At 62.6% G+C, this 26,470-nt stretch carries 29 protein-coding genes; 8 read left to right on the forward strand and 21 right to left on the reverse strand.

Translation table 11 applies throughout. From position 1 onward, the window contains the following. Window positions 1-14 precede the first annotated feature (14 nt). The 6 genes from BV071_RS13350 to BV071_RS13375 all read left to right on the forward strand — a co-directional run bounded on the left by BV071_RS13350 (window position 15) and on the right by BV071_RS13375 (window position 6,533). On the forward strand, window positions 15-422 hold the full coding sequence (locus BV071_RS13350; protein ID WP_265594396.1) for a hypothetical protein: 408 nt from the start codon (window positions 15-17) through the stop codon (window positions 420-422). Window positions 423-530: 108 nt separating this feature from the next. After that, window positions 531-956 carry a hypothetical protein gene (locus BV071_RS13355; RefSeq protein WP_035607877.1) on the forward strand — a complete coding sequence of 142 codons (426 nt, stop codon included), beginning with the start codon at window positions 531-533 and terminating at the stop codon, window positions 954-956. Further along, window positions 957-1,388 (forward strand): HIT family protein, encoded by a 432-nt coding sequence (locus tag BV071_RS34260; RefSeq protein ID WP_075090906.1) that lies wholly within the window; start codon window positions 957-959, stop codon window positions 1,386-1,388. Between the two features lie 98 nt (window positions 1,389-1,486). Next, entirely contained in the window at window positions 1,487-1,948 is a 462-nt protein-coding gene (locus BV071_RS13365) for a hypothetical protein (RefSeq protein WP_035607883.1), read from the forward strand. Between the two features lie 13 nt (window positions 1,949-1,961). After that, window positions 1,962-2,402 carry a hypothetical protein gene (locus BV071_RS13370; RefSeq protein WP_035607886.1) on the forward strand — a complete coding sequence of 147 codons (441 nt, stop codon included), beginning with the start codon at window positions 1,962-1,964 and terminating at the stop codon, window positions 2,400-2,402. A gap of 198 nt (window positions 2,403-2,600) precedes the next feature. Beyond that, a complete protein-coding gene (locus BV071_RS13375) occupies window positions 2,601-6,533 on the forward strand; it encodes a hypothetical protein (protein WP_035607889.1) in 3,933 nt (1,310 codons plus the stop codon). Window positions 6,534-6,655: 122 nt separating this feature from the next. Here the strand turns inward: BV071_RS13375 and gnd are convergent, their stop codons facing one another. Next, window positions 6,656-8,074 carry a decarboxylating NADP(+)-dependent phosphogluconate dehydrogenase gene (gene gnd / locus BV071_RS13380; RefSeq protein ID WP_035607892.1) on the reverse strand — a complete coding sequence of 473 codons (1,419 nt, stop codon included), beginning with the start codon at window positions 8,072-8,074 and terminating at the stop codon, window positions 6,656-6,658. Window positions 8,075-8,175: 101 nt separating this feature from the next. Between gnd and pgsA the strand changes: the two genes are divergently transcribed. After that, window positions 8,176-8,775, forward strand: a complete 600-nt coding sequence (gene pgsA / locus BV071_RS13385; protein ID WP_035607895.1) for a CDP-diacylglycerol--glycerol-3-phosphate 3-phosphatidyltransferase — start codon at window positions 8,176-8,178, stop codon at window positions 8,773-8,775. 2 nt (window positions 8,776-8,777) lie between these two features. Here the strand turns inward: pgsA and BV071_RS32915 are convergent, their stop codons facing one another. The 5 genes from BV071_RS32915 to BV071_RS13410 form a co-directional block, all read right to left on the reverse strand. Further along, window positions 8,778-9,356: a hypothetical protein gene (locus BV071_RS32915; RefSeq protein ID WP_052573317.1), complete on the reverse strand. Its 579-nt coding sequence runs from the start codon at window positions 9,354-9,356 to the stop codon at window positions 8,778-8,780. 43 nt (window positions 9,357-9,399) lie between these two features. After that, entirely contained in the window at window positions 9,400-10,308 is a 909-nt protein-coding gene (locus BV071_RS32920; protein WP_052573320.1) for a hypothetical protein, read from the reverse strand. Between the two features lie 196 nt (window positions 10,309-10,504). Further along, a complete protein-coding gene (locus tag BV071_RS13400) occupies window positions 10,505-11,770 on the reverse strand; it encodes a hypothetical protein (RefSeq protein WP_265594397.1) in 1,266 nt (421 codons plus the stop codon). Window positions 11,771-11,866: 96 nt separating this feature from the next. Further along, window positions 11,867-12,520, reverse strand: a complete 654-nt coding sequence (locus BV071_RS13405) for a DUF2625 family protein (RefSeq protein WP_035607900.1) — start codon at window positions 12,518-12,520, stop codon at window positions 11,867-11,869. 53 nt (window positions 12,521-12,573) lie between these two features. Then, complete coding sequence (locus BV071_RS13410) at window positions 12,574-13,140, reverse strand: hypothetical protein (RefSeq protein ID WP_035607903.1); 567 nt, start codon at window positions 13,138-13,140, stop codon at window positions 12,574-12,576. Between the two features lie 169 nt (window positions 13,141-13,309). On the opposite strand from BV071_RS13410, the gene BV071_RS13415 reads away from it, so the two are divergent. Then, window positions 13,310-14,617, forward strand: a complete 1,308-nt coding sequence (locus BV071_RS13415; RefSeq protein ID WP_035607906.1) for a hypothetical protein — start codon at window positions 13,310-13,312, stop codon at window positions 14,615-14,617. Between the two features lie 54 nt (window positions 14,618-14,671). Here BV071_RS13415 and BV071_RS13420 read toward each other — a convergent pair whose 3' ends face one another. The 15 genes from BV071_RS13420 to BV071_RS13480 all read right to left on the reverse strand — a co-directional run bounded on the left by BV071_RS13420 (window position 14,672) and on the right by BV071_RS13480 (window position 26,380). After that, a complete protein-coding gene (locus BV071_RS13420; protein WP_265594398.1) occupies window positions 14,672-15,382 on the reverse strand; it encodes a hypothetical protein in 711 nt (236 codons plus the stop codon). 76 nt (window positions 15,383-15,458) lie between these two features. Next, window positions 15,459-15,956 carry a hypothetical protein gene (locus BV071_RS13425; RefSeq protein WP_265594399.1) on the reverse strand — a complete coding sequence of 166 codons (498 nt, stop codon included), beginning with the start codon at window positions 15,954-15,956 and terminating at the stop codon, window positions 15,459-15,461. A gap of 116 nt (window positions 15,957-16,072) precedes the next feature. Beyond that, a complete protein-coding gene (locus tag BV071_RS13430) occupies window positions 16,073-17,281 on the reverse strand; it encodes a hypothetical protein (RefSeq protein ID WP_035607916.1) in 1,209 nt (402 codons plus the stop codon). A 149-nt stretch (window positions 17,282-17,430) separates the two neighbouring features. Then, window positions 17,431-19,467: a DNA/RNA non-specific endonuclease gene (locus BV071_RS13435; protein WP_035607919.1), complete on the reverse strand. Its 2,037-nt coding sequence runs from the start codon at window positions 19,465-19,467 to the stop codon at window positions 17,431-17,433. A 150-nt stretch (window positions 19,468-19,617) separates the two neighbouring features. After that, window positions 19,618-20,064 carry a VOC family protein gene (locus BV071_RS13440; RefSeq protein WP_035607922.1) on the reverse strand — a complete coding sequence of 149 codons (447 nt, stop codon included), beginning with the start codon at window positions 20,062-20,064 and terminating at the stop codon, window positions 19,618-19,620. Window positions 20,065-20,203: 139 nt separating this feature from the next. Further along, entirely contained in the window at window positions 20,204-20,545 is a 342-nt protein-coding gene (locus tag BV071_RS13445) for a hypothetical protein (protein ID WP_265594400.1), read from the reverse strand. Window positions 20,546-20,630: 85 nt separating this feature from the next. Then, window positions 20,631-20,963 (reverse strand): carboxypeptidase-like regulatory domain-containing protein, encoded by a 333-nt coding sequence (locus tag BV071_RS13450; protein WP_035607928.1) that lies wholly within the window; start codon window positions 20,961-20,963, stop codon window positions 20,631-20,633. A gap of 315 nt (window positions 20,964-21,278) precedes the next feature. Continuing rightward, window positions 21,279-21,998: a hypothetical protein gene (locus BV071_RS13455; protein WP_265594401.1), complete on the reverse strand. Its 720-nt coding sequence runs from the start codon at window positions 21,996-21,998 to the stop codon at window positions 21,279-21,281. A gap of 209 nt (window positions 21,999-22,207) precedes the next feature. Continuing rightward, the gene (locus BV071_RS35380; RefSeq protein WP_265594402.1) at window positions 22,208-22,330 is read right to left on the reverse strand and encodes a hypothetical protein; all 123 of its coding nucleotides are present in this window, start codon (window positions 22,328-22,330) and stop codon (window positions 22,208-22,210) included. A 145-nt stretch (window positions 22,331-22,475) separates the two neighbouring features. Further along, a complete protein-coding gene (locus BV071_RS35385; protein WP_265594403.1) occupies window positions 22,476-22,649 on the reverse strand; it encodes a hypothetical protein in 174 nt (57 codons plus the stop codon). 230 nt (window positions 22,650-22,879) lie between these two features. Next, complete coding sequence (gene def, locus BV071_RS13460; protein WP_035607934.1) at window positions 22,880-23,428, reverse strand: peptide deformylase; 549 nt, start codon at window positions 23,426-23,428, stop codon at window positions 22,880-22,882. After that, window positions 23,425-23,868 carry a biopolymer transporter ExbD gene (locus tag BV071_RS13465; RefSeq protein ID WP_035607938.1) on the reverse strand — a complete coding sequence of 148 codons (444 nt, stop codon included), beginning with the start codon at window positions 23,866-23,868 and terminating at the stop codon, window positions 23,425-23,427. Before BV071_RS13465 ends, def begins: the two co-directional genes overlap by 4 nt. Further along, entirely contained in the window at window positions 23,865-24,584 is a 720-nt protein-coding gene (locus BV071_RS13470) for a MotA/TolQ/ExbB proton channel family protein (protein ID WP_035607941.1), read from the reverse strand. The genes BV071_RS13465 and BV071_RS13470 overlap by 4 nt, the downstream gene beginning before the upstream one ends. A 5-nt stretch (window positions 24,585-24,589) precedes the next feature. Beyond that, window positions 24,590-25,870 (reverse strand): hypothetical protein, encoded by a 1,281-nt coding sequence (locus BV071_RS13475; RefSeq protein WP_035607944.1) that lies wholly within the window; start codon window positions 25,868-25,870, stop codon window positions 24,590-24,592. Between the two features lie 66 nt (window positions 25,871-25,936). Next, complete coding sequence (locus BV071_RS13480) at window positions 25,937-26,380, reverse strand: hypothetical protein (RefSeq protein ID WP_265594404.1); 444 nt, start codon at window positions 26,378-26,380, stop codon at window positions 25,937-25,939. Between the last annotated feature and the right edge of the window lie 90 nt (window positions 26,381-26,470).

The following is a 26,470-nucleotide window of genomic DNA, read 5'->3' on the forward strand; positions in this document are numbered from 1 at the left end:
AGCTGAGCGAGAGCTTGAGATTCCGCGCGTTTTTGCAGACCATCGCGAAGTCAGCGCAGCAAGCCATGCCACCATCCTTACACGTTTTCTCCGGCAAGTTTGGCTCCCAAGAAGAAGCTCGCCGATACACGGAGGCGCAGTGGCAAGATGGGAGCGAAGAGCCTACTTGGAGGATTCGTCAGGACTTGCCCGTCACCTATCTTAGCCCGGATTTTATCGAGACGATTTTCGGAGATGAAAAAACCGACTATTTGGAGAGTCAGTTGGCGAAGGATTCAGACAAGGGCTCGCTGCGGGCTGATATTTCTGACGATGCGGACACATTGGTTCTGATTATGAGCCCGGCGTTTGACGGCAAGAAAGTGCGACTTTCATCGACCCCGAGACTACGATATCATGGGGAGTATACTTGGAAGCTTTGAGCTAGACCATGAGAGCTAACCACGCGCTACCGCAAACCCGGCCCACGCGCTGTGGTTGCAATCGTGGCGTCCCATGGACTGGGTCGCTGAGTTTGGATCGTTAGTCCTATGAGCGCCACCGCCACAACAACGCCCAGAGGCGGGACTTTTGCTCCCCTCGTCATCTGTGCATCGCTCGGTCTAGCCACCGAGATCTATTTCGTCACCTTGTTCGGGGTCGCGGTTCTTACCCGGCCTTACTTTTGGCCGGGACTACTTCTATCTGCCTTCTGGGTCTATTGCCTCATCGTTCGCAGGTTCCGGCCTTGGCACCGCTACGTTTGGCGGTTCGCTAGTATCTGGAGCGGCATCTGGACTGTCTTCGGTGTTCTCTTCACCTTCGTTCCCTTCGCGGCACTTGCTATTCCATTTCCCGCGTGGCCCTGGCTTGAAGAGACCGGCGTGAATCCATACTTGGCTCTCGCGCTCCACGGCTTCATCTGGGCTTGCTGCACCGACGTCCTGCGAGCCGTCCCCAATCCGCGGAAGGCCTGAATGACTCCTTGCACATTCTGCCGGATCATCTCAGGGGAACTGAGTTCAGCCCGTGTTGGTGAGAACGAGTTGGCTATCGCGTTTCTCGACATCCGCCCCGTCCATCGCGGACACACGCTTGTGGTTCCCCGTCGCCATGTTCCTTCGTTTGGCGATCTCACCGATTCGGAATCCAGCGCCGTGTTTCGGCTCATTCGGGAGGTTTCGTCCGCTCTCAAATCGGAACTTTCCGAATGCGCGGGGATTACCCTGTCTGCCGCAGATGGCGAGGCGGCGGGGCAGGAAGTGTTTCATGCGCACTTCCATGTGATCCCGCGGTCTTCGGGAGATGATTTCGGGTGGCGGCGGCTTGGCACCGCCGCGAACCCGGAAGAACTGAATGCCACCGCATCTCTCATTCGTCGTTCCAGAGCCCCTGGAGAGGCTCACTAAAAGCAAGCAGCACCGAGCCACCGAGCACGAGTTTAAATAAGCGACAACAAGTCGTCGTGCCAGAAACCCTGAGCCGCCAAGAGTCGGATCGAACCTCCATGCCACACATTCTTTTCGATCTCCAAAGTGCCGCGACAGCCGATCGCTTCGAACGCGTCAACAAGCAGTTGCAGACCTGTCGGCCTGACTACATCGCGCGGTTCGGAATGGTTGGCTCCAAAGAATGGTGGGAGAACTATCAGTCTGGATTCATTTCCAAAGATATCCAAGTGGGATTCGTCGCGCACCTTGGCCAACACCCGGAATGGGGTGAAGAACCTGTAGTCGTGATTCGCACGGACCGCCGTGACCACGCATACGATCTCGATGACTTCTGGCGGGATCCGTCCGTGCAAGTGAATGCCTGGATTTCCATTCAGAGATTCAAGATTCACATCCCCCGCCCCAGCGGCCCTGTGACAGAATTGGTCGACGCTTACATTGAAGCCCTCGATTCCAAACCACAACAATCCGAACCATACGGTGAAGACAACTCCACCGCGCTCCCGGCTTCACCTTGAACGTTCGCTAAAAATGCGTTGGATCGACTACAGGATTGCAGAAAGGCGTCCGGGATGTGAAGGCCACGATGTCCGCCTCCAAGATTGGATGCAAGAGGGGCTTGAGAGTGGCGATTGTCGATTTCCCACGGAGGCCGGAAAGATTGCATACGCGGGCTTCTACCTTGAAGGGGTGGTCGATGACCTCTGGCGAGATAACGAGCCTGATGATCCCCTATGGGACACTTTCTCGTTTGGTCACTACCGGCACGCAAGGGATCGCTTTCTGAATCTCTGGCTCAATGCGCGGAGATCAATCGCCTATGACCCGTTCATCGGTATTCACCTCCAAATTCGTGATCTGCATTCGTTCTATTACGGCGAAGCCGCGCGTTCTGAATTCCGCCTCTATTTGCAATCCAGAATGGAGAAAAGAAGCGAGCAAGCCGACGCATCCGAGGGCGACAAGCCGTGAATCGGAATTCGGGCTCCCAGCGCGACGCCCGATGGCCCAAAGCGCCCGCCTAAGGAAGAGTGAGGCCAGCAGAGGAAAGATCACCGCTAGTGGCTGGACGCCAGCAAGGGCCTAACACTTCCACGGGGTCGCTTCCCCCAGCGTTTCCTGCATCGTTTTGCTTCGCCAGCCGGGAAAGTCCGGGTTAAGAGATAGGTTGTGTTCAAGCAAGGCGAGGTCGTGCTCGGGGGCCGCTACCGGATCGAAGGTCCGGCGGGAGAGAAGAAGTCGTGCGTGGTGTTCAAAGGCACTCGGGTTTCCGATGACTTGCCGGTGGCGGTGCGGATGCTGGCGCCCTTTGTGAAGAAGCAGCCGCACGTCGTGGCGCGCCTGCGCTCGCGGGCGGAATTCGTGCGGGGCCTGGAGCACCCGAACCTGGTCCCGGTGCTGGATGTCCGCGAGGACCTGGATGCCTTCCTGGTGGTGGAGACCTGGTATGAGGCCCTGCCCCTGCTGCGGGTGGTACGAGGCAAAGGGGCATGCAGTCCCTATGAGACGGCGTGGATCGCGGGGCAACTCGCCCGCGGGGTCGATCACCTGATCTCCAGCGAGGCCCCGGGTTTCGACTTCACGCTTTCCGATGTCTATGCGGACATTGGCGACCTGCGGCGCGAGAATGAGTTCTTCTCGATGAGCCTCGACCGCTGGCCGGGCCTGGCGGTGCGACTCAGCCCGTTGGCCTTGGATGGCGACGGCTTCTCCGAGCGGGCTCTGGCCACGCCCACCGACTCCGCCCAGCCGCTGGTGCGGAGCATGGCGCGGATCGTCTTCAATCTGGTGACAGGCGGCATGGGCGATCCGCTGACGGAACCGGTACTCTCGGAGAAATTCACCGCCTCCCTGCGCGATTGCCTGACGGGTGCGCGGCAGAGCGGGACTTGCCGTGAATTGCTGTGGACCTTGTTCGGTGACTTCGGGCCGGAGATCACGGCGCTGCTGCCCGCCGAGCAGGCGGAGATCGGCGATGCCGAGGTCGGCTCGCTACTGGAGAACCTCGACAAGCAGGGAGAGGAACTGGAAGGGCTGCTGCGCTACAAGACCTTCGGCAAGCAGATCAAGAAGCAGCTCGCGGTGCTGGAGGAGCAACGTGCCGGGGTGCTGGAGCAGCAGCGCAAGATCCGCGAAGACGCCGAGCGGATGCGGGCGCTGGAGGACCGCCTGCAAGGCGAGCAGCGGCAGGTGGAAGCCCAGCGCGCGGACCTGACGCGCCGCGGCGACGAACTTTCCGAACTGGAGCGCAAGGCGGACGAGGCCGCTAAGGCGCGCGCCGAGGAACTGCGCCAGCGCGAAGGCGAACTCGCCGCCCTGCATGCCGAGCAGGAGCGCGAAGCCGAGCGGGTCCGCTCCGAGCTGGAGCGCCTGAACGTCAGCCAAGCCGGCCTCGCCAGCGAGAAGGAGGCCTTGGCCGAGCGCGTGACCCGCTACGAGCAGGAGCAGCAGGAACTGTCTAACAGCCGCAACGCGATCGACACCGAGCGCCGCAAGCTCGCCGGCGAACGCGAGCAGTTCGAGAGCCGCTCCGGCGAGCTCCGGGGACTCAAGTCCGACTTGGAGCGCAGCCGCAGCGAGCTGGAAGAACAGCAGCAATCGTTGGCCCGCCGCCAGGCGGAGCTTGAAGCAAGAGGCGCGGGCATCAGCGAAAGCGAGCGCCTGATCCTTGAACAAAAGGAACTCGAAGCACGTCTGGAGACCCTGCAGAGCAAGGGCCGCTCACTCGACGAACGCGAAGCCGCGCTACGCACCAAGGAGCTCTCCATGGAGAGTGCCAACCGCGCCTTGGCGCGCGAAGAAGAGACGCTCGCCGGACGGATGGGCGAGGTGGACACCAAGCTCTCGCTGGAACGCAGCCGCCTGGCCGACAAGGAGCGCGAGGTCCAGTCACGCGAAGAAACACTCGCCGCCAAGGAACGCGACTGGCAGGCCAAGCAAGAACTCCAGCGCTCCGCCCACGACGAGAAGGAGAGCCTGGTGGCCGAGCTACGCAAGAAGCTCGATGGCGTGACCGCCGAGCTTGGCAACGTCACCGCCGAGAAGCAGCGTCTGGAGAGCGATCAGCAACGCCTGCAGGTTTCGCAGCAATCACTGGGGCAGCGCAGCGACTCGCTCGACCGTGAGCGCACCGACCTCAAGGCTCTCGAGGACAAGCTCCGCAAGGAGATCCAGGACGAAGGCGAGAACCGGGCCCGCGAACACCGTGCCTTGGAACGGCGCATCGTCCTGTATCGCAGGTTCACCCGCTTCGGTGTACCGGCGGCGGCAGCGGTGATTATCGGCCTCGGTGCCTTGGTTGTCGCCAAACCGAAGTTTCCGGAAAACGCCAGCGCCGTGCACAGCATGCCAGAGTGGAAGCAGGAATGGCTGCGCCGGGATCTGGCGGAGGACATCGGCAAAAAAGTGGCCGCAAGTGAATGGCGCGAGGCGCTGGCGCAGCTCCACTACTATTCGCAGGGCTTCAGCCGCCGGCCGGACGACATCATGAATGCCGCGAAGCAAACTTCCGCGGAACTCGCCAAGGAGTACGACGCCGCACCGGACAAGTTCCCCACCACTTATCAAGACCGTGATGGTCACACCGTGCCGCTGCTCCACGCGCTCCAAGCCTTGGCAAGCTGGGGCATCCCGGATGCGGAGCGGCTCTACCATCACCTGCACGCCCGCGAGTCCCTGCGCTTGGCCCTGACCGAGCGCGCCTTGGGTGCCCGGGCCGATGCGCTGCGCTCGATCGTGGAGCTGCGCCGCCTCTATCCCGATGTCCAGAGCTGGCATGCTGCGGTGGCATCCACCTTGATGCCGCTGATCGCGAGTTCGATCGGCGAAGCGATGAAGCTGTTAGAGCCCGGCAGCTCGGGCCAAGAACTCACCAAGGAATTCCGCGAGGTCTTCTCCAGCGATCAAGTCATCAAGGACCTGAAGGTGCTGGAAGAGACGGGCATCAAGGAAGCGATGGCGCTGCGGGTAGCCGCGGAGGCCATGGGCGAGATGATGAAGTCGGGCACCCCGGACAACGCCGCGCTGGCGAACTTCATCGCCGCTCGCCTGGCGGAAGACTGGCCGGTGGAGATCCGCACCAAGCTGATCGCGGTGATGATGGACCACATCAAGCACTTCCGCGGGCAACTGCGGAAGGACGGCATGAGCTTCGTGGATGCGCTGGAATCGATCCAGGAAAAGCCGCAGGAGGAGATTGCCGTGGCGCAGGCCCTGTGGAAGCACCAGAAGGACGACTACATCCCGGACTGGTTCAGCAAGGAGCAACGGCGCGAACTCTACGGCTTCATCGGCGATGTGCTTACCAAGCACGCCAACCGCAACCCTGACGTCCACGATGCCTATCAGTTCGCCGCAAATGAAGGCGACGAAGAAGGCATGTACTGGTCGGGCCGTGGCAAGATCGGGGTCGCCCTGGCCCCTAACAATGGAAATGCAAATGGCCCCGTGATGGTGGTCCAACGGCAAAAGGACTTCGACGACGGACGCTATCTGCTGGAGGAAGCGGCCAAGAGCGAAGATCCCCACGTCCGCCAGGAAGCTTACTGGGTGCTGGCCGAGACCGACCTGCTACTCGGCAAGAATGCCCTGGCCGTGGATGAGGCCCGCAAGGCCCACGAGGCGGGCAAGAACATGAAGTCCATGAACTTGCTGATGCGGGCACTCCGGGCGGCACAGGATCCAGCGGGTGCCGCGGAGCAGATGGCCCTGGCCCTGCAAGCCAGCAAGAGCGCGCGGGAAGCGCCGAAGGATCCGCAGTCGCTGCCGCTTCTAAACGAGGCACTGGGCGGCTTGGCCGAACTCTTCAAGGCCGGGGCGAAGCCGGACGCGGCGCTCGTGGATGAACTGACCCAGCAATTCAAGATCACGCCGGCAGAGGACAAGATGACCGCGATGCGCTTCGCCTTCCGCGCGAACTGGAAATACTCGGGCTTTCCGCCCTTCACGGGACTGAGTGAAGATGAGCGCACCAAGGGATTCTTTGAGGATCTCTGGGAGGCCTCCCGGGCGAATGACGAGGCAGCGCGCAAGAGCGCCGAGGCGAATGGCCTGAACTGGCAGAAGGACAAGGAGACGGCGATCAGGGAGGTGCTAGGGCGGTAGGGAGAACTATCGATCACCTATGATGCCCGTCCTTTGCGGCATCGCTCGCGATCAAAACAAAAACGGCCGGGATCACTCCCGGCCGTCTTGAAAAACCTCAGCGACATTAATGTCGCCTCTCCTTATCCGATAACTTCCGGCCACTCGGTGTGGAAGAACTCGCCGCGTGGCTTGTCGGTGCGCTCGTAGGTGTGCGCACCGAAGAAGTCGCGCTGGGCCTGCAGCAGGTTCGCGGGCAGCACGGCGCTACGATAGCTGTCGTAGTAACCGAGCGAGGCCGAGAAGGCCGGCACCGGGATACCGGCCAGCGTGGCCAGCGAGACGACCTCACGCCAGTTTTCCTGGAATTCGTTGAGCAGGTCGGTGAAGTACGGCGCGAGCATCAGGTTGCTGAGCTCGGGGTCCTTGCGGTAGGCGTCCGTGATGTCGTTCAGGAAGCGGGCGCGGATGATGCAACCACCGCGCCAGATGGCGGCGATCTTGCCGAGGTCGAGACCCCAGTTCTTCTCCTTGCCCATGGTGGCGATCAGGTCCAGGCCTTGTGCGTAGGAGATGATCTTGGAGGCGAAGAGCGCGTCGTGCACCTTCTTCACCAGCTTCTTCTTCTTTTCGTCGATCTCCGGCTTCGGACCTTCGAGCACCTTGCTGGCGGCCACGCGCTTGTCCTTCATCGAGGACAGGATGCGCGCTTCCACGGCGGCATTGATGGTGGAAATCACCACGGTGTTCTCCACCGCGTTCATGATCGTCCACTTGCCGGTACCCTTCTGGCCGGCGGTGTCCAGGATCTTGTCCACCAGCGCACCCTTGGACTCAGTGTCCTTCTGGGCGAAGATCTTCGAGGTGATCTGGATCAGGTAGCTCTCGAGGTCGCCTTCATTCCACTCGGTGAAGACTTCGGCCAGTTCTTCGGCGTCGAAGCCAGCGGCCTTGAAGATGTTGTAGGCTTCGCAGATCAGCTGCATGTCGCCGTACTCGATGCCGTTGTGGATCATCTTCACATAGTGGCCGGCGCCGCCGGGACCGATGTGGGTCACGCAGGGCTCACCGTCCACCTTCGCGGCGATGCTTTCGAAGATCGGCTTCATCACGTCCCAGGTCGAGGCAGGGCCGCCGGGCATGATCGAGGGACCCTTCCGGGCACCTTCTTCACCGCCGGAGACGCCGGCGCCGATGAAGCGGAAGCCGAGGTCGCCGAGCCACTTGTCGCGGCGCTCGGTGTCGGTGTAGAGCGAGTTGCCGCCGTCGATGATGATGTCACCCTTGTCCAGCAGCGGGATCAGGGACTCGATCACGGCGTCCACCGGGCCACCGGCCTTGACCATGATCATAACCTTACGCGGCGATGCCAGCGACTGGACGAACTCTTCAAGCGTCTTCGCGCCGACCAATTTCTTGTCCGGGTGAGCGCCCACGAACTCCTCTGTGACGGAAGTGGTACGATTGTAGACGGACACTTGGAATCCGCGGGACTCCACGTTGAGGACGAGGTTCTGGCCCATTACGGCCAGGCCGACGAGGCCGAAATCGCTGTTGCTCATGGTCGTTGGAACGGTTGGGAAATCGGCGGCGGTGTAAGGAAGCCGCGGCATCGGTGCAACCCCTTGTTGCCATGATGCCATGCATTCCCCACATTCGCCCTGTGAACCTGCCCAATGCAATCACCGTCTCGCGCCTGTTTCTCACGGCGGTGTTCGTGGCTGCTGTGGGCTTCCGGACGACCACCGGCTTCACCATCGCGCTGATTACCTTCTCCGTGGCCGCCGCCACCGACTGGCTGGACGGCTACCTCGCCCGGAAGCTGGGAATGGTCACGCCGCTGGGCAAGCTGCTGGACCCCTTGGCCGACAAGATCCTGGTCTGCGCGGCCTTTGTGTATTTTTCCGCCCAACCTGTAGGCGGCTACCACTGCCCCGTCTGGGTGAGCTCCCTGATCATCGCCCGGGAGTTCCTCGTCACCGGCCTGCGCCAGATCGCGGTCGAAGCCGGCCAAGTGCTGGCGGCAGACCGGCTGGGCAAATGGAAGACCACCTTCCAGCTCACCTTCTGCATCACCGGGCTGGTGTGGCTGACTTTCAGCTCCATGTCGGACCCCGGCTCAATCGGCGGGATGCTGCGGGATTGGGCGCATCCGAAGGCTTGGCTGATGCCGGTCTCCCTCTGGACCGCCGTAGCGCTCACTATGATTTCCGGCACCAACTACGTTTGGGGTAGCCGCAAGCTGCTGGTGCAGTCGAAGTAGCCCTACTCTTCCTTTGTCAGCCGCTCCTTGATCTGGGCCAGCACGGAATCAAAGGCCAAGCCCTCCGCATCCGGCCGCTGGCTGGATGACACAAAGCGCGGGATCAGCCCCGGCGGCACGCCCAAGCGCTTGTCCAGCACCGCCGGATCAAACTCCGGGTGCAGGTCCGCGCGGTGATACTGCAGCGCTAGGGCTACCCCATCGAGGTCATAGCCGTTGCGTTTGGTATTCTCAGAAAGCCGCACCAGGCTCGCCCAGGTCGCCTTGAAGCGCTCTGGAGCGACATCGACCACGAAAACGACGCCTGCCACGCCACGCAGCAGCAGCTCCTCGGACGCATTATACTCCATGGGTCCGCTCAAGGAGTGGGCGGCCACGTGCAGGAAGCGCCCGTCCGGCAGGGTGTTCGGCTCGGTCCACTCCACCCGGTGGACGCGGATCGAGCCGATGAGGTGCTCGCGCACGGTGGCGGTGCCGTAGCGAGCGGCGATCGCTCGTAGAATAGCCAGCTTGCCGGTATCGGCCGCCCCCGCGAGGGCGACCTTCACCGAAACTTGCCGGCCATCTTGCTCCACCGTCATGGCGACGACGACTGCGGGCTGGCCCCCAATGGGCCGCGCCGCTTCAGAGTCTGCCGAGTTCGCGGGCAACGATCATGAGGGTCTCGCGAACGCCCGGACCGAAGGCTCCGTCGTTCTGGACCGCCAGCATCACGTTGCCCTCGCGGATGAACTCAATCGGCACGCTGCCGCAGTAGAGCTTCACCATGCCGGAAGCGAAACCGAGGCTGCCGACGAGGCGCTTGAAGCCGTCCACGGTGCCGATCTCGGCCGCAGGGACGCGGGCGAGGTGGCGGATGCCCGGCAAGGAGCGGGCGCGCTGGAGGATTTCATCCGCGCTCAGCTCGCGGTCCACACCGAAGATTGCGCGCAGCTCGAGCTGGCGGATGGCGCGGGAGTCAGACTCGTAGGATTCAGATTCCACGGAAGTAGTAGCGGAGGCAGGCGCCGCGGCCGGGGCCGGGGCGAGAGAGGAAGCAGGAGCAGAGGCCGGGGCAGGTGCGTAGGAGTGAGAATGAGTCGGCACCGAAACGGTGGCCGCCACGTGCTGGACCGGAGCCGCCGCCGGGACCGGCGGAGGAGTCGCCGCCACCTCTTGGGTAAAGCTGAAGGGCGAGGCCGCTGCGGCGGCAGCAGATGCCGGAGCAGGAGTTGCGAAGGGCGCATCCGCGGAAACCGGGGCCTCGAAGGGCGAGGGTGTCATCGCCTCCGGGGCGAAGGGCGAGCGGGCCTCGATCGGCGGCGGATCCCCGGCTGCGGGGCGGCGCTCCGGCAGCTTCACCGGGCGATTCGGATCGGGGGCCAGACGCGGCGGGTTCTCCTCGCGCAGGGCAGCGAAGGGCGATTCCGGCTCAGCCACCACGGCGAACGGGCTCGCCGCCGGACCGTCATCCGCCACGGCGAAAGGGCTCTTGGCGGGAGGAGCAGGCGCGAAGCCTTCCTGAGGTTCGAAAATTCCGCGGCTGCTGTTCATGATTAAGCTGTGGTGGAGGGTAGAAATGCGATCTGCCCAGGGTGAATAACTTCACAATTGCGTAAAGTCGAGCCCCCAAATGGCCGGAAACCTCATTCATAAAGCACTGCCGCCCCGCCGTCAGCGCAAGATTCCGACCTGTCCGGAGATATCCTCAACCCGGTGCCGCCACTTGCCCTGGGTGGCAAGGCATCCCCTACTTCCCCGAGCTGTTGTACTCGTAGTGGATGAAGAAGTTCGAGTTGTAGAGGCCGCCCTCCATGGTCTGGGTTCCGTAGTAGTTCCGGACATCCGCAGCCGCGACAGAGGCGGCCACCTTGTATTCCCCCGGGCGCAAGTTGGCATGGCGGGTTTCACGCGCCGGGATCACCAGCTTCTGCGAGAGCGGCCCGCTGTAGCGGACGGTGAGCTCATACTGGGTATCGTTCCTCACCTCGATCTTGCTCTCATTCCCACCCACCATCCGGGTCTCCGCTTGCGGCAGGTCTCCATACTTGCCCTCCGCGATCTGCTTGACCTCCAGGTCGATGATCCGGCGCTCGATCCACTCCCGCTCGGCATGATCCGGGAAGCGATCGAGGAAGCGCTTGTAAGACTCCAAGGAATCCTGCTCGCGCACCCATGACCAGTCATTGAAGAGTTCCTCCACGCGCGCTTCCGCCGCAGCCTTCTGCGTGGTCTCCGGGTGGTCCTTCAGGAAGTCGCGGATCTCGGACTCGGAGCGTGATGGAGCGATCCGCTTCCATGTTTCGTCCGCGAGCTCCACGATAAGGGCCCGCGCTGCAGCAGCGGTCTGCGGCGGGGCGTCCGGATATTTTGTTAGATATTCCTGGATCGCAGGCTTCAAGCGAGTGGCGGCGGCTTTCTGCCATGCCTCTTCGATCAGCTCTTTGAGCAGTATCCCCTGCTTTGCCACCGTCGGCCTTGAGGCCTCAGGGTAGAGCTTCAGGAACTCCCTTACTTCGCCTTCGGATCGAGCGGAAGCAGTCTTCTGCCATTCCTCATCGACCAGCGTCTTGAGGAGGTCCTGGGATTCATCCAGATGCTTGCCGTCAGGATAGACCTGCATGTAAGCGCGGACCATCTTGACCTTCCGCGCCTCCGCCGCCTTTGCCCAGACCTCATCCTCCCGGAACAGGCGGATCTTCTCCTTGGCCTTCGCGGCTTTGCTCGAATCGGGGAAGCTCTCCACGAAAGCCTCGTAGGACGCCAGCTTGTTCACCAGGCAAGCCCACTGGTAGCGCGGCCCCGGGAGACACCAGAGGAACGCTAGAAGCAAGAGAGCCACGCTGGAAATCCTCAGGTAACGCCGGACCTGCTTAGCTCGCGACACCGGCACCATCTCGCCACGGGCCAAAGGCACAGTCACATCGTTCCGACACTCCGGGCAAGCCGCGCGACGCCCCGCCATCGAGTCATCGCACTCGATGCGGACGCCGCAGTGGCAGCAAAAGAATTTCATCGCGAGGAGGCGCGGAGGCTCGTCTTCTTGGTCGGCACGTCTCTGCTAACTCTCCCATCTATCAGATCGCCGGCCACATGCAAGCTCTCCCAATCTTCATGATTCGCCAGCGCTTCCAAACTGCCTCGCGACCTCCATCTGGTATCCCCATGCCTCATCCACCGGAACATCCCGGATCTCATCAGGCGGCAAAACACACTCCGCGCTCCACAGCGGCGTATAGATGAACAGGCAGCGATCCGGAGCGAGTGCGGCGATTACCTCTTCGCAACCCGGCCAAGCCAGCTCGTCGTAGAAGCCCCGGAAGTCGGAACAAGCCCACCTCAGGAAATCCGTATAGGAAAGATCCAGCGGCTCCCAACAAAGGCTGTCAGGAGCGAAATAGAAGACCTTCCCATCCCCCGCTCCCAGCGCGCCACCGTCCAAGGCGAAGAAGCCGCCGAAGGCATCATCCGCCACCAGATAGAAACCCTCAGAACGCCCCTCGTTCCAATCGGGCAAGCTGCGGGGAATCGCAGGACTGCCCGAACCAAGAATGCGAACCCAGCCGCCAAGCACCGAGATCCCGCCGGAATGATACGCGACCGCGCCCATCGGTGAGCGTGTCGTGACCTGGGTCCGATACAACACATCCCCCGCCTCCGCCGAAGCCGGATGAATGACACAGCGCCCGGGCTGTGCCTCCGCCGCCTCGATCACGAATGGCAGAGCGGAGTCCTCGGCATTGATAAGCTGGTCGAGTGGACGCATGGCATATCACTCCAGCACTTCGGCTGGCAGTTCAAGCCCGGCAACTCCCCGCCTCAATGCTCCTTCTCCGGTGCCGTCGGCACGGGCAGCTCCGCAACGCTCAGCGTCAGCGGCTTCCCGGCATTGCGGGCAATCACGATCGGCGCGCCCGGAATGCAGAGGACCGCACCGGAAAGCACAATCGAGCGATACTCGTAGTTCGTTGCCTCGTTCTGGCCCTTTGAGACCGAAGTTGCGATCCGCAACTGCGTGCCGATGCTATACGAGACCCGGTAGCCTTTCTCGGTCTTCGATAGCTTGTACTGGCAGCTCAGGATCGAGCCCTCCTCACCGATCGTCTGGTCCGCCGTGAAGCTTGGACCGCTGCCGGTGAGCTGGAGATCGACCGTCGGCCCCGAGCTCAGCGTGCCCTCCAGGCTGATCGTAAAGTTTGCCTCCGGAAGCTGACTATCCGCCTCGGCGTCCGCGTCGGGTGAATTCACTTGGCCGGCCCACGGCTGCCCCGGTGCTTGTGGCGGCGGCACGACACGCCCACGGGGCCTGGTCGGATTGCCCTGTTGAGCCTGTGCGGAAAGCGGCGCGAGAAGCGCCATGGCGAGGAGGAACGAAATGGCTTTCATATCATGAAATGAACTCCGCCGCGGCGGATTTTATTCACCGCAAAGCGAGGATTTTCGCCTCGCCTTCCCCTAAAGCCCGCGCGCTCGCAGTCAAACAAGCCGGATCCTCTGGAAAACCCCTAATAAAACGCGGCCCCACGGTGTCTTCCCGGTTAAGAACACAGAAGCCATGCGCCGAAGCCTTCACCATCGCCTCCAAGCCTCCACCCTCGCCCTGCTGCTCGGCATCGGCACCGCCATCACAACTCATGCCCAAGAGGCGACCAAGAATCCCGCTCCCACCTTGAGCGACCTCTTGGTCAGCGAGCTCCCCGCCGAGCTCGCCAAGGGCGAGGCGGAGCTGGCAACCGGGCGTAGCGAGATTATCGCGGGCCTGCTCAAGACCATCGACTCCGGCGAGCCCAAGGCCAGCGCTCAAGCGGCCTTGGAGCTCTCGCTGGTCATCAGTCCCTGGGCCCGCGGTCGGGAAAGCAGTGAGCGCTTCCACAGCACTAAAATCGAAATCGTCGGCCGGCCGGTCACGCGCCCCACCGGCATTCCCGAGGCCCCGGCGATCCGCCGCAGCCTGCAAGCTTCGATCCCCAAGCTGCTGGATATCGCCGCCAAGGGCGACTCCAACAGCTTCTTCGCCACCAAAGCACTCAAGGCGCAATGCGAGACGCTCACCGAACTCGCCGACGATGCGACCATCGACTGGACACTCAAGCAACTCGGCAAGGGCTACCCGTCCTACAACGTCGCCCCGCTGGCCCGACTGCTGTCCATCAGCCTGGCGCTCCCGCCCTTCTTCACGCCCGGAGGTATCTGCGGCAATAACTCGCCGGAGTTCATGGCCGAGTTTACACGACAAGAACAAGAGCGGCTCCAGAAGTCCCGTCTCGAACTCATCGGAATCTGGAAGGAACTCCAGCCGATGGGCCCGCAGGAGCGGATCGACCACTCCATCCAGGCATGGCGCGCGCATTTCCTGCCGGTTCAACAAAACTACTCTGGCAGCTATCCGCTCGATGAACGGCTGTGGATCCACGAAGACATGGAGCCCTTGGTTCGCCTGGGCCCCGCGGCAGTGGAGCAGTTGCGCGTGCAGCAGACCAAGGAAACCGACCTCCTGACCAAGTGCGTCTGGGAAGCGGTGATCTCAGCCATCACCGGCCATGAGGACCATCAGCTGGTGCGCGGGCTCTTCGACACGCCCGGCACAGGTGTCAGCACTACCTTGAGAATGGCCTGCCAGATTGTGGTCGCCGCCGGCAGCAAGGATTGGCTGGCCGAGCTCGATGCCCTGCAGACCCGGCCCTACATGGATTTCCACCTAGCCAGCCGGGCAATCGCCAGTTGCCATCGCGAGGCCGGCTTGCCCGCCCTAAAGCGTGGCTTCGAAGCGATCGGCAGCAACTACGACGCGGAGTATTCCATCCAAGAACTGGAGACGCGTGCCGCGAAAGGCCCGCCGCGCCGCATGAGCCAGCGCTTCTAAATGGGGAAGGAAAGCCCTCCGGTCAGCCGGGCTTGAATCGTCTGGTGCGGAGTTTCACCTCCCATCCCGCTTCCCCAGGTGGAAAGCCTTTACCGCAAAAGAACCGTCTTCCCCTACGGTCGCATCCAAATAGGAATCCAGATTCGCCGGGAAATCCTCGATCTCCTTCGGATTCGCCGTGAGGTCCACGTGAACGCTTAGAGGCAGCTTCACCCCCTTCCCCTCCTCCACATCGGCGCTCACATCAACCGTGAAGCCATCGGGGAATGCCGAGCCGCTCCCGGCATTGGCCTTCTTCGCCGCTGCATACTTCTCCGGTGCCGCCTTACGCGTGCGTTCCAGCAGCGCCTGCTGGGCAGTCTTGAGCAGATCAAGCTGCCACTTCGCGCCCTTGTCTTCGAGCTTCAGCACCACCAGCGCATCCGGCGTCCACTTGCCGTCCACCTTCCACAGCAGCAGCGAACCATCCTTCGACCACGTCGCCTCGCCGGTCCCGTGATGATTCAAGGACCGGTTATAAGCGGGATCCGCCTGGATCACCGCCACGGTCTTCCCGCTCTTCCGATCCACCACCTCGTCCTTGCGGGCATCCGAGTCCTTCTGATCCTCGTGGAAAACCGGCACCTTCACCGCATAGCGGCCATCCGGAGAGTGAGTCTCAGGCGGAGTGACGTACTCGGCCGCGCCGTCCTTTGCCCCAAGCAAGGAGCAAGCACCCAAAGATGCAGCGAAGAAGCAGACGCGGAAAGAAGCAGATCGGTTCATCACGATGGCCCTTCTGTCGGGCAGGCTGACCCTTCCAGAAAACGCAGGGGAAATCAATCCCCCTCGGAAGCCTCGCCTAAACCGGCTTGCCTGTATCGGCAGCTCCAGCGGTCCGACTACGGTAAACGGACACGGCGGCCAAGCCGATGCCGACCACCAGCAGTCCGATGTTCCCTATCAGGCTCGATGTCTCGATCGGCTCTGGCAGGGGAACGCCCATGTAAAAGGTCATCCGCGTGTAGGTCACGACCGTACTCCACACCACGCCGGCCAAGAGAAAGGCTCCTGCCAACACCACCAGTTGGCACCACAGCCGCCAAGGGGCCCGGACGGAGAAGGCCGCGAATACACCGAACGCAGCGGGACTCAACCAACCCCACCAATCGGCGGGCGCGATCGGCCAAAGCCAACGAATCAGAATCGGCAGATCGACATCCGCAACCTTTGCCCCCTCACGATACCATTCTCCGAGCGAGTTCCACTTGTAGTCGTATCGCACCGCCCACAGGGCGAACAGGATGGCCCAGCCCACAATCGAAACCGCAAGCGCCACCGTTACCCGAGTCGATTTCATACTTTTGCCGCATGAGCCAAGCTCAGCGCTAGAGGGTGGCATAAGCAAAAAGCCCGCATCGCGCGAGCTTTCTGACATGACCGCGGTTCTGTAATCCCTCCCCACTCGGCCAAGGCTCAAGGCGCAAGCCGCTGCTGCCACTCTGCGGCAGCGGCGGGGTCCGTTTGCTGAAGCTTGTCGATCATGCCCTTGATGCCCGCCGCGCGGAAGTCAGAGGGCGGCATCCGGCTCAAAATCACTCCCGCCTGCCCGGGATCTTGCTCCGTCCAGCGCTCGAACTGCGCGGTCACCACACTGGCCGGCCATTTCGTCGACAAGGCCTCGACGAAGCCCCCGAGCTCACCTTGGTTTGCCCGCGCGACCGATCCGCAGAATTGACCGAACTCTTGCACGCCCATCCACGGCTGCGCCCCCACATGGCTCCAGGCCGTGGCGGCCTGTTCGGGCGTCAGGTTCTGGAAGCGATACTGATTGCCATTCCACCCCTGGCGCGCCGCGGCGCTCAGATCCTCCTTGTCGTCCGGCAGGCTCGCCAGCCACTCGCTCATGCCTTCCAGACCATCCGAATAGAGCTTGTCGAGCGCGGCACCCACCATGCAGTCGCCGATCTCTTGCCGCGAGAGGTTGGCGCTGGCGAGCCAACCCGTCGCCGCAGCTGGATCCTTCTGCAGCCATCCCGCCACCACCGGCTTGTAGGCATTCATGGACCCAAGTAGATCCTTATGCTCCGCGATCCACGCCATCGCCTCCTCAGGGTGCGAGGAACCCCAACCGGCCATCACTTCATGCAGGTCGCCGGGCTTCATGTCGGAGGGCTCGTGCGAGCTGAAAAAGGCCATCGCACCCGCCCCATCGACTTGGCCCCAGCGGGTCGCAAAGGCCGCATATTCTTCCGCGAAAGGGCGGCCTGCGCGTTCGAGCTTCACGAACTGCTCGTGAAGCGCCGCGGCATCATCCTTCGTCATCTTGTCCAAGAGGATGCTGAAGTCGCGCTTCCGCCGGTGGAAGCTGGAGTCATCCAAGGTCAAGGTCACCGCCTTCAGGAATTTGGCATTCGGCTCGCCCGGTGTCGCGGCTTTGCCCATCTCCGCCATCAGACTCAGCAAGCGCACGCTGCGCGGATCCTCCAGCACCCGCGGATCCTTGTTGCCCTGGCCTCCGCCGCGCTTCGAGGGATTGGCCGCCTTGCCCGGATCGGCCGCCGCGGCTTGGCTGGCTTCCGCAGACTGCGGGCTCTTGCTCCAAGCGCTGATCCAGCCGGCGCCCGCCAAGGCGAAGCCCACGCAATTCAGGATCACCAGCGACCGGCGGGAGAGAGGGAACATGCGGGGTGATATGTGGAGAGTGACGCGCACCTGGGCAATCCCTGAATCAGGCACCGCCGTGCCCTCATTCCGCCGTCAGGTCCCATCACTTCGCGGCACCAAACGAGGAGGGCTCGCGAGAGCCTCCCGTGCTTCATCTCACCCTTGGCTCAGGCGACGGTGACTTCTGCCGCACGGAGGGCGGGGAAGCGCAGGCCGGTGGCGGCCTCAATTTCCGAGATGGGTCTGGATTTGTAGGTCCCGAAATCGATCTCCTCGGTGATCGGGCCGTGGGCTTCGATCTCGTCCCGCTGGTCGAGAATGAATCCGGTGGCTTTCAGGGTGGAGTCCTCAATCCATGCCACGATCTTCCAGAAGGACTGCGGCACACGCATGCCCTTGCGGCGCTCGGCGGCGGGCACTCCGCTGCGCAGCTCATTGAAGAAAGGGTCGTCACTGCGGAAGATCGGCCCGGCGAAGTAGCTCACCTTGTGGCCCGCCATGGCCTCCTTGGAGACGATATCCTCGAGATCGCCCCACTCCACGTTGTTGAAGTTCCCGATCATCGGCGTGGCGTTGGTGATCGTGAAAGAATGCTGGTCGGCCAAGGCCATCTCTTCCCGGTCCGCGCCCCATGAGGCGTCCTCGCGCTTGAAGAGGTGGCCGCGCTGCATCGCATTGCTGAAGATCCCGTCGTCGGGCTGGAACTTGTCTTCCATCCGCGGGTCAAAGCTCCAGCTCGGCCGCGGCGGCAAGGCACCGAGGTCCGGGTTCTGTTTCCAATGCAGCGCGCCATCGATGTTCGCCGCCACGTAGAAAGCAGTGCGACGCTCGCGGTTCATGACGAGGCTGTAGTGTTGATACTTCAGCTCCGTCTCGGTGGAGTCCCTCAGGGTGGCTACCTCGCGCTTCACCTCGCTGCTCATCCCCGGCAGCGGGATCTTGTGGGTCCTGCCCAGGAAGCCCGGCTTGTAGCCACTGGCGTCCTTGAATTTGTCAGCCGACCTGCGCAATAGCTCCTCCGGACCGCCACCCTCATTCACGCCTGGCAGCGTGGGCAGCATGAGCGGTGCCGTGAGCAGGTCGAAGGGCCCGGTGCGCGGATCCCGCGAAACCTCGCCGAGTTTCTCCAAGGCCATCGCTGCATGCTTCTGTCTCTGCGCTCCGGCGTCGGCCGCAATCTCGCGGAGCGACTGATAAATGCGGCTGACGCGCGTGCCCTCGTTCTTGATGTAGCGCAGATCGTTCAGGCTATCCTTCTCGCTGGCTGGCTGACCATCCCAGCGGATCGCGACCCTCTTGCCATCGATCATCTGCGTCTCCGGGACACCGCCGCGATGCAGGGCGACGACATACCATTGGTCGCTGCAGACCGGCGAACCGGAAGAACCCTTGAGCGTGTCAGTGCCGTAGAATAGCGAGGAAAGCTGCTTCCCGGGGTCGGCGGCATCGGGCACCACCGGTTCGATGTAATTGTCGCGAAGCGCGATCTTCTTCGGACCACCACCCGGGTGCTGCACGATATTCGCGGCTTCGCGCTGCTTGGGATCAAGCTTGCCGGTCTGCTCGAAGAGCCGCAGATAGCCGAACTGGGCCAAGGGCACACCGCCGGATGTCTGCGGCGTGACCGCGACGAGAGCATAGTCGAGCTTCTCGTCATTCACGAAAAGAAGATCCGGCCGGAGTCGGAAGGCCCTAGGATCCTTCGGATCGCCATTGAGATCGTCCTCATCATTGAAGATGACGGAGGAGGCGGCGGCATGGTCCTCCGTCGGCAGCACGTGCCAGTTCGTGATCAGGATGCCGGGTGCCACCATGAAGCCGGTGGCATCACCGCCATTGAATTGCGGGCCGTCGGCGACGCGGATCTTCCCCACCGAACGGGCCGCAAGGACGCCCATCTGGAGAAAGCGGATCGGCCGCAGGTCGTTGTCGCGGCTGATAATTTCCGGAGCCAAGGCCGGGACTTCCACCAAGGGCGGGACAATCCCGCGCGAGCCCCGCACATCGCGGATGATCACGGAACGGGTCGCCCGCCGCGCTAAGCGCTCCGAAGCGGGGACGAAGAGATTGTCATGGCGCTCGGAGGCTGCCGCTTGCTCGATGTCGGCCCCCGGCGGAGCGGCACGGCTCGCCGAGGTGGCGGCGGCCGTGTGGTCTTCGTAGCGGTCGGCGGCTTCGAGGAGTTTCTCAAGATCAAGGCTCATGGGGAGGGGAGTTATTCCAAGTTATGGAAAAGATGCGCGTGAGATCAAGACGGCAGATCTCACAAATCTGTCATCAGACACACGAATCCCCTCCCGGGCTCCAGCTACCCGGGAATGTAGCGGCGACCTCAAGCGCCGGGAATGCTGACTCTACTCGAGTTCCTCGCTGAGCGCGACGATGATACCCTCCGGCCCGCGGAGATAGGCCAGGCGATAGGAGTCTTCATACTGCACCACGTCGCCGACCAGTTCAGCGCCATGGGCGAGCAGGCGCGCGACCACCTCGTCGATGCCCTCGACGGCGAACATAATGCGCCGGATTCCGAACGCGTTCACCGGAGTCTTCTCAGGCCCAATCTTAATCGCATCCGGGGTGTGGAATTTATCCAACTCGATCCGCCCATGGCCGTCCGGAGTCCGCAGCATCACCAGGGTGGCCCGCACGCCCTGAAGTCCGATGAGGTGATCGACCGTCGCCCCCTCAACCGTCGCCTCGCCTTCGAGCACCATGCCGAGCTCAATGAAGAAGGCCTTCACCGATTCCAGATCGTCGACGACGATGAGGACGTTATCCATTCGCTTGAGGGTCGTGTTCATCGGGTGATCTGGTTCTTTGATTCGCCTTCGGGCGACTTTCTTTAAAGCGCCTAACATCGGGAGCCTCCGCCAATTCCCAACAAGATCAATCACTCTGTCCGATGCTCGATCCCGAAAGGATCGCAGCGCGACTCCACTGTTAGGGATCGCGCGTAGAATCGATCTTGGGGACAAAGGGCTTTGCCATCACTCTCATCTCAAGGGCCGAAAAATAGAATCCGGCCGCAGCTCCCACGGCGATGGCAGTTCCGGAGGGAACGTGAATCTGAAGAACAACGAATCCCACGATCATCGACAAGTAGGCCAACAAGCCATTCGCGAGATTCAGGTTCGGCACCGCGCAAAGCCACCCCAAGGCAACGAATGGAATCGCCAGGAAGCACCAAGCCGATCCCGCGAATCCGATCCAGATGGATGCGATGAAGAGCAGAGCCGGACCGACTCGCGCCCTTCGAACCACGATGAACTTCTCGGCCAGCATGCAATACTCAGCCGAAGAGTCTAGCCGAGCCACCACCACAAGTGAAGCCGGAATCCAATAAGGGGAGTTGCCGCCACCGGGCTCCTCACCATCGTGAGATCGTGATCGTCAGCGGAAACTCGGGAGCGCCTCCGGAGTTCGCGCCCATGTAGCGCTTGCCTTGGGCATCCTGCCAACTCGCGATAATCGAATGCCAACCGCCGCTACAAATCCTCTTCGCTGGAATGGTCACCCTACCCTTGGCGTCGGTCACTCCTTGCAGCACGGCAGGGCCCGAGACGTAGCTGATCCGCACCTCGGCACCTTGGACCGGAGATCCTTCCGGACCGATCACCGTCACGCGACCGCCGCGAAGCTGTCCCCAAGCGATCAGCCCGAAGGCGATAGCCAGAATGCCTGCGATGATTGCCTTCTTCATCTTTGAAATGGGACACGGCTTTGGTTACGCTTCTTCGCCTTGCCCGGCTCGAAGTCGGAGATCTCCTCGACCGGGTGCGAGTTGAGGAACTGCCATTCTGCAAGATTCAAGGACTACTCCCTTGGTTGCTAATGCCCCCAAAGCGGACTTTGAAAGCCACTGTCTCGATGTGAAAATGCGAGAACTGACCCGGATGGCAGGAGGTGGAGCGTTTCATCACAGTAGCCCCTCGGTCGCGCAAACTGACCCTCTTAGAAAACGCCGCGGAAATCAATCGTCCCCGGGAATAGATTCGCGGCCTCCCGCACTTGGCTGTCACGCGGTTGGGCGGCCTGCCGCGATCGGCACTACAACCGTCTTTGCCTTCGGGCTCCAGCGATAGCCGCTCAGCGCACCGGTGCCGGGATCGGCAATCAGTGCCATCACTCCACGGCCCAGCCCAGTGCGTCGGCCACCGGGCTCGATGGACTCGGCGCGTGAATCCTCGGCTCGCGAATCATCCTGATGCGGTGCTCCCGTGGAGTCATAAACCTCGACCAGCCACACTCCATCCGCGCCCTCTTCCGGCTTGGGCACGCCGGCAATCACAACCGCATGCCCCACCGCAGTCTCCGTCTTGTGATCCCAGGACACGATGTCGCCAGGCTGCAACTCCGAAACCTTCACAACCGCTTGCCATCCCGCCTGAGGCTTCGCGGCCAAGCTGGCGAAGAATGTTTGATACCGCGGCGGACTCGGGAAGTAGCCTTTCCGGATGCTGCACGCCGCCACCACCGAGGCCCACGCCTGCGGCGCGGACTGCCGCAGGGCATAGGACACGAAACCGACACAATCGTATCGATAGCTCCCCGCCGCACGATCCACCTCGGTTTTATGCTGATACCGCGTGGCCGTCATGGTTTTGAATTCATGGCTCACCTCCCCGAAGAAGGAGCCATCCGGCGACTGCAATTCTGCGGCCCTGGATTCTCCCACGGACCAGCCGCCAACCAAGCTAACAAGGATGCAACACACGAAGCGGGACCAAGGACGCATAGTCGTGAGCATAGGCGGAATAATCTGTCCGGGAAGCGATTCGGGAAATGTCGCAATTCCGACAGGGTTCACCCTCACGCGCCCGGCTTCGGAGATCAGTTCTCAAATTTCAACGTCTGCATTTCTTCACACTCGAGTCAGGCGCTGGTCTCCACAGCCTGATGCCTCGATGGCTGTGAAAATGCGAAATTCGACCTCTTTCGCAACACTTAGAGGGCCACCTTCGGCTCCGACCAAAAGCACCACCCGATCACTTCGCCAAGGCTGATGTCCGGCTGGGGAAGCTTGCCACTCGCCTCTGCAAAGGCGCGGAACAGCTCCTCGCTGCCCATCCTTGCCTTCATCCACTCCTCCCCTTTCAGATTCCCCCACTCCGCGCGGGTGGCGTACCGATCGTCATGACGATTCCCGCGTCATACATCTCTTCGCGCAGTCGCTGGATCGCCTCAACCTTCCGCATTTCGGACTCGGGTAGCCTCACCAGGAAGAACTCCTTCTGGTAGGGATCTCCTCCTCGATCGTATCGAACCAATACCTTTGACCCTTCCACTCGGCGACGCCTTGGAGGGGCAGGTCCCATAGCAACCGGACCTCGGCATTGGGAATCCGCGGCAAGGCCAAGTAGGTATTCTTGTTCCGCGCGCTCAGCATGGCCGGGGCCCAATCAATGGGTTCTGCTTCCGCATTTCAAGGTCTGCATTGCTCTCCTTGGCGCGCAGATGCTGGACAAAACACCCGGCGAAACCCCTCGGATTCGACGCGCGCACGGAATTCATCGACGCCAGAAAGGAACGAAGGAGGATAGACGAACCCGGTGGCTCGCTCGATCTCCCGAAGGCTGTCCAGAGGCATCATGACGTCGAAGGCCTCGTAGGCAGCCCTCACCCCTCCTCCGCCAACCGCTTCAACTTCCGCCGCAAGCTGATCTTCGCTGCCGGGGAAACCCGATCGGTGAACAGCACGCCATTCAGGTGATCCGTCTCGTGCTGCAGCGCGCGGGCTAACAGGCCATCGGTCTCGATCACCAGGGTGCTGCCATCCAACTGCGGCAGGGTGGCCTTCACCGCGGCGGGACGGTTCACTTCCGCACGGATGTCGTGGATGCTCAGGCAGCCCTCGGTATCCCGCTCCTTCGGTGCGATGAACTCGAGCTCGGGATTGATGAACTTGAGCGGCATGATCGACGCCAGCGGTGCGTCCTTGCCGTCCACCCGGAGAAAAGTGATGCACTCCGGATCGTGCGAGACATCGACCACCGCGAGGCGAAGGGCGACGCCGACCTGCGGGGCGGCGAGGCCGACGCCATTGGCGTCGTACATCGTTTCCAGCATGTCATCGGCGAGGATGCGGATGGCGTCATCGACCTGCTCGACACGCTTGCAGCGCTCGCGGAGGACCGGGTTTCCGTATTGGACGATTTCGAGGATCATTTGTCGGGTGCAGCGCCGGCTTCCTGCGGCAAGCGGATGCGGGCGGGCACGTCCTTAATCGGGATGCCCGCGCGGGTCAACGCGTCCCACACCTCCAGCAGCTTCTCCAGCGGGATATCCTTGTCAGCCTCCAACTCCAGCTTGCGGCCCGGATTGTTTTTCACAAAGGACTTCAGGTAATTCTCCAGCAGAGCGATGTCCGGCACCCGGATGTCATCCAGCGAGAGCGTGCCCAAGCGATCCACGGACAGGATCGACGAAGCCTCGGTCACGGTGGCCGAGGGCACTTCCTTCACTGTCGGCAGCTCGATCCGCAGCACCGGCCGCGGGCGGCGGAACTGGGTGGTCACGATGAAGAAGATCAACACCACGAAGAGGATGTCGATCATCGGCATGATCATGATGCCGCGCGAGCGGCGGGCGGGGCGCTCGAATTTCATGGCCGTTCGGGGACACGGGGAAGCGTGGGCGGAGCGGACTTGCCGGAGCCCTTGGCGGCGGCAGCGGCGCTTTCAGCGGTGCCAGCCCCCTCGCAGAGCCGCGCCACGCGGGCGAGTAGCACTTCCAGCTTCGAGACCAGCACCTCGATCCGGCGGCTGAACCAGCCGTGGGCAACCACTGCGGGCACCGCGATGGCGAGGCCGACGATGGTGTTATCCAGCGCCCGGCCAATGCCGCGCGCGACCATGTTGTGGTCGGTGGTATCACCGAGGCCATTGAAGATGACCACCAGGCCGCTGGCCGTGCCCAGCAGGCCGAAGAGCGGGGCCACGGTGATGATCGTATCGAGAATGATCATCCCCGAGTTCATCTGCACCACCTCGTCCCGCGCGGAGGTCTGGACTGCGTCGGTGATGTCCGCCCGGGACTTGCCGCGGTTGCGGATCGCGATGTTGCAGAGCCGCGCCAGGCTGCTGCGGCCGGAGTTGCTGGCGCTGGCCAGTTCACCGACGTCGCCTTGCTCCTCGGCGCGGTTGATTGCCTGCTCGAGTTCCAGCGGGACCACCGCCTGACGGCTCAGCGACATGATCTTGAAGACGATCGCGGCGAGCGCGACGAAGGAAGTCGCCGCCAAGGCATACATGAAGATGCCGCCTTGGTTGAAGAAGTTGCCGATGGCCTTGAAATCAAGGGCCGAGAGAAGCGTGGGAAGCATGGATTTCAGAACGTGAAACTGTAGGTGACCTCAAGCGGCTCGCCATTGAGCTGCTTTTTCAGCTCGGCGGGAAAGGCGGGAATGGCGGCGGTGCGGATACTCTCCGAGGTGAAGCCCTTCTGGATATTCCCCACCCCGAACTCCTCCACGAAGGTCAGCGAGCGGACCTTGCCCGTCGATTCCAGCACGAAGCGCACGACGATCTGGCCGGGGATGATATAGTCGCGGTTGCGCACGCAGTTCAGCTGCCACTCCTTCTCCACCGCGCGGCTGAGCGCGGAGTGGTAGCGGCCGAGCAGGGAATCCTCCACATCCAGCGCGGAGCCACCTTGGCGGGTGATCGATCCGCTCAGACGGGTCTTCTGCTGATTGCCGCGGAAGCCGGGACTATCAGAGGGAGAGGCAGGCGGGCGCTGGGGCTTGGGCGGCTTGGGCTGCGGCGGAGTCTCCGCCACGGGCGGAGCGGGTGGCGTCGCGGGACGCTCGGGCACCGGCGGCTTGGGCAGCTCCTTCGGCGTCTCCTCCTTGACCTGGCGGTCCACCGGCATGGTGCCTTGGGCGAGCTTCTCCTTCGGCTCCGCAGGGGGAGGCGTGGGCGGCGCAGGCGGGACCGGACTTGGGGCTTCGGGAGTGGCCGGCTTGGTCTCGGTCGGCAGGCTCGGCTCACTGGGGTCCGTAGCCGCGGTCTCCGGTGTGGGAGCCTTGGTCTCCGCATCCGGCGTCTTCATCGGCTCCGGTGCCGGAGCCGACGGAACCGAGGGCTCGGTCGCGGGCTTCGCGATGTGATCGGAGGCCAGGTCGCCGTCCTGATAGTTGCTGTTCGTCGTCTCGACCTCCCCTTCGAAGTGCGGCTCGCGCCCCTTCTGGCTGGGCATCAGCGGCGCTTCCGCCCCCGCCGGCGCATCGCTGCGGGCTTGGGTATTGCGGTCGCCGATGAAGGCCGGCTTCTCCGGGCGCTCCGCTTCCTGATCTTTCGAGGTGCGGGCGAAAGGCTTCTCGGTAGGCGGCGGCGGGGCAGGCACCACCGCGGGTGCAACCTCGGGCACGATCGTCGCCACCGTCTCCACCTGAGGCGGCGGAGGAGGCGGATCATTGTGCGCAAATATCGAGGACGGCTGGAAGCCGAGCGCGCTCAGCACCGCGTACTGGAGCACCTCCAGAATCACGCGGAAACTGATCCAGACTGCGATCAGCAGGACCACCAGCAGATTGACCAGCGCAGATACGCCAAAGGCCGCCGACCAAAGCCGGGCCTGCTGGCGTGACTGGACATCTGGCGGTGTCATCGGAATCCGGGCGCGAGCTTCACCCGGATTCCCGACGCCTGCAATCCGGGAAAACCCCGGATTTCCTTACCAATCTTGGTAGCTGACCGGTTGGTGGTCGCCCGTACCAGCGAGCGAACAATTGAAATAGAGTGAACCGAGCGCGGGCACCACATCGCCACCGGAGGCGTAAACGCCTGCGCTTGGGCAGAGTGGGACTCGCTCGACGAAGCGGCCGGAGCCAATGACTTGGCCTTCCAGACCGGCGACCGAGGCCCCGGGCTCATAGCCATAGAGATTGGCGTAGCTACGGACGCCCTTCTGGACGGCCTGCAGGTTCATGATGCAGACCGAACGGTCGGTGCCTTTTTTCCAGGTCCGAGCGCCAATCGCCAGGATGCCGATCAAGGTCAGCAGCATGAGGATGACGATCGTGAGTTCCAGCAAGGTCATTGCTGGTGCTAGCGTGTTATGGATACGGCGGGCGCCACGCAGGGTGGACACGCGCCGCAGTCGACTCGCAAGTTTCATAGGGCTGGGACAGTTTGATGATGGGCCGGGGAGTGGCTTTCTTGCGGGGAGTGCAAACAGCACCCTAAGAATTTTAGGAACAAAGACAAG

This window comes from Haloferula sp. BvORR071 (genome assembly GCF_000739615.1).
GTDB lineage: Bacteria > Verrucomicrobiota > Verrucomicrobiia > Verrucomicrobiales > Akkermansiaceae > Haloferula.

Bases quoted from the DNA above. Each gene is read 5' to 3' on its own strand.
- BV071_RS13355 (WP_035607877.1), top strand. From the start codon at position 531: ATGAGCGCCACCGCCACAACAACGCCCAGAGGCGGGACTTTTGCTCCC.
- BV071_RS34260 (WP_075090906.1), top strand. From the start codon at position 957: ATGACTCCTTGCACATTCTGCCGGATCATCTCAGGGGAACTGAGTTCA.
- BV071_RS13365 (WP_035607883.1), top strand. From the start codon at position 1,487: ATGCCACACATTCTTTTCGATCTCCAAAGTGCCGCGACAGCCGATCGC.
- BV071_RS13370 (WP_035607886.1), top strand. From the start codon at position 1,962: ATGCGTTGGATCGACTACAGGATTGCAGAAAGGCGTCCGGGATGTGAA.
- gnd (WP_035607892.1), bottom strand. From the start codon at position 8,074: ATGAGCAACAGCGATTTCGGCCTCGTCGGCCTGGCCGTAATGGGCCAG.
- BV071_RS32915 (WP_052573317.1), bottom strand. From the start codon at position 9,356: ATGACGGTGGAGCAAGATGGCCGGCAAGTTTCGGTGAAGGTCGCCCTC.
- BV071_RS32920 (WP_052573320.1), bottom strand. From the start codon at position 10,308: ATGAACAGCAGCCGCGGAATTTTCGAACCTCAGGAAGGCTTCGCGCCT.
- BV071_RS13400 (WP_265594397.1), bottom strand. From the start codon at position 11,770: ATGAAATTCTTTTGCTGCCACTGCGGCGTCCGCATCGAGTGCGATGAC.
- BV071_RS13405 (WP_035607900.1), bottom strand. From the start codon at position 12,520: ATGCGTCCACTCGACCAGCTTATCAATGCCGAGGACTCCGCTCTGCCA.
- BV071_RS13410 (WP_035607903.1), bottom strand. From the start codon at position 13,140: ATGAAAGCCATTTCGTTCCTCCTCGCCATGGCGCTTCTCGCGCCGCTT.
- BV071_RS13415 (WP_035607906.1), top strand. From the start codon at position 13,310: ATGCGCCGAAGCCTTCACCATCGCCTCCAAGCCTCCACCCTCGCCCTG.
- BV071_RS13420 (WP_265594398.1), bottom strand. From the start codon at position 15,382: ATGAACCGATCTGCTTCTTTCCGCGTCTGCTTCTTCGCTGCATCTTTG.
- BV071_RS13425 (WP_265594399.1), bottom strand. From the start codon at position 15,956: ATGAAATCGACTCGGGTAACGGTGGCGCTTGCGGTTTCGATTGTGGGC.
- BV071_RS13430 (WP_035607916.1), bottom strand. From the start codon at position 17,281: ATGTTCCCTCTCTCCCGCCGGTCGCTGGTGATCCTGAATTGCGTGGGC.
- BV071_RS13435 (WP_035607919.1), bottom strand. From the start codon at position 19,467: ATGAGCCTTGATCTTGAGAAACTCCTCGAAGCCGCCGACCGCTACGAA.
- BV071_RS13440 (WP_035607922.1), bottom strand. From the start codon at position 20,064: ATGAACACGACCCTCAAGCGAATGGATAACGTCCTCATCGTCGTCGAC.
- BV071_RS13445 (WP_265594400.1), bottom strand. From the start codon at position 20,545: ATGCTGGCCGAGAAGTTCATCGTGGTTCGAAGGGCGCGAGTCGGTCCG.
- BV071_RS13450 (WP_035607928.1), bottom strand. From the start codon at position 20,963: ATGAAGAAGGCAATCATCGCAGGCATTCTGGCTATCGCCTTCGGGCTG.
- BV071_RS13455 (WP_265594401.1), bottom strand. From the start codon at position 21,998: ATGCGTCCTTGGTCCCGCTTCGTGTGTTGCATCCTTGTTAGCTTGGTT.
- BV071_RS35380 (WP_265594402.1), bottom strand. From the start codon at position 22,330: ATGGGCAGCGAGGAGCTGTTCCGCGCCTTTGCAGAGGCGAGTGGCAAG.
- BV071_RS35385 (WP_265594403.1), bottom strand. From the start codon at position 22,649: ATGCTGAGCGCGCGGAACAAGAATACCTACTTGGCCTTGCCGCGGATT.
- def (WP_035607934.1), bottom strand. From the start codon at position 23,428: ATGATCCTCGAAATCGTCCAATACGGAAACCCGGTCCTCCGCGAGCGC.
- BV071_RS13465 (WP_035607938.1), bottom strand. From the start codon at position 23,868: ATGAAATTCGAGCGCCCCGCCCGCCGCTCGCGCGGCATCATGATCATG.
- BV071_RS13470 (WP_035607941.1), bottom strand. From the start codon at position 24,584: ATGCTTCCCACGCTTCTCTCGGCCCTTGATTTCAAGGCCATCGGCAAC.
- BV071_RS13475 (WP_035607944.1), bottom strand. From the start codon at position 25,870: ATGACACCGCCAGATGTCCAGTCACGCCAGCAGGCCCGGCTTTGGTCG.
- BV071_RS13480 (WP_265594404.1), bottom strand. From the start codon at position 26,380: ATGAAACTTGCGAGTCGACTGCGGCGCGTGTCCACCCTGCGTGGCGCC.